General features: G+C 42.2%; 3 protein-coding genes. All 3 read left to right on the forward strand.

All coding sequences use genetic code 11. The features are described 5' to 3' along the window. Positions 1-81 precede the first annotated feature (81 nt). Positions 82-393, forward strand: a complete 312-nt coding sequence (gene tnpA, locus JCM21738_RS21865) for an IS66 family insertion sequence element accessory protein TnpA (protein WP_023627821.1) — start codon at positions 82-84, stop codon at positions 391-393. Next, a complete protein-coding gene (gene tnpB, locus JCM21738_RS21870; protein ID WP_023627820.1) occupies positions 387-743 on the forward strand; it encodes an IS66 family insertion sequence element accessory protein TnpB in 357 nt (118 codons plus the stop codon). Before tnpA ends, tnpB begins: the two co-directional genes overlap by 7 nt. Before the next feature lie 43 nt (positions 744-786). Next, positions 787-1,075: IS66 family transposase (locus JCM21738_RS21875; protein WP_031308599.1), on the forward strand; the 289-nt coding region annotated here is incomplete at its 3' end.

The following is a 1,075-nucleotide window of genomic DNA, read 5'->3' on the forward strand; positions in this document are numbered from 1 at the left end:
GTAAGCGTCAAACTACACCCACCTAGTTTCCATGTCATTGCCATGAGATAATCTTCTCATAAATAATGAGGAGGCTTCTAAATGGAAAAAACAGAATTGCATATGGAATGGGAACGGCGGATTGCGGATTACGAATCAAGCGGCCAAACCCAAGCTACTTGGTGTGCAATTAATAAATTAAACGTTAATCAGTTAAAGTACTGGTTAAAAAAAATAAAAGGTCCAAAACGAAACCGCAGCACCAAATCCAAATTCACACCTGTCGTTGTGACCGAACCACCTGCGAACGACTCAATGGAGATTAAAATCGGCCAGGCATCCATAGAAGTCCGCCCTGGTTTTGATTCAACGTTCCTCGCTGATATTGTAAGGACGTTGAAAACGTTATGTTGAATGAGGCAGCCATAAACTCCGTTTACCTCGCTCGAGGCAGTACAGATTTAAGGAAATCAATTGATGGCCTGGCCGTTATCGTAAGGGAGGAATTCGATCTTGATCCCTTCTCGCCCTGTCTCTTCGTTTTCTGTAACCGTCAGCGCGATAAATTGAAAATCCTGCATTGGGCCCACAATGGGTTCTGGCTATATTATCGCCGTTTGGAAAGAGGGACTTTCCAGTGGCCATCAGAAAACAGTTCGACACCATTGAAAATTAATCCCCGTCAATTGCGATGGCTGCTTGATGGGTTATCCCTTGAACAGAAACAGGCACATCAAGCTGTAAGTGCCCGAACAATCATATAAAATAATAGAAGAAATCCGGCTGTTTTTGTCGTATAATGAATCTATGAAAAAGACAACGAACTTCCCCACTCAAGACCCTACAATTGAAAATCTTCTGAAACGCTTGGAAGTGCTTGAAAACAAAAACGCTGAGTTAGAGGCGAAACTGAAAAACCAAAACGAATTGGTAAACAAACTAAAATGGTTTGAAGAACAGTTTCGTCTCCAACAGCAAAAAAGATTCGGCATTTCGAGCGAAAAAACCAATCCCGATCAACTGGAGCTTTTCAATGAAATCGAAAATGAAGCCGATCCAGAAATCCCGGAACCAGCTTTGGAGTCCATCACTTATC

The organism is Mesobacillus boroniphilus JCM 21738, from assembly GCF_000517385.1.
GTDB lineage: Bacteria > Bacillota > Bacilli > Bacillales > Cytobacillaceae > Mesobacillus > Mesobacillus boroniphilus.

Coding starts and splice junctions, on each gene's coding strand:
- tnpA (WP_023627821.1), top strand. CDS start 82: ATGGAAAAAACAGAATTGCATATGGAATGGGAACGGCGGATTGCGGAT.
- tnpB (WP_023627820.1), top strand. CDS start 387: ATGTTGAATGAGGCAGCCATAAACTCCGTTTACCTCGCTCGAGGCAGT.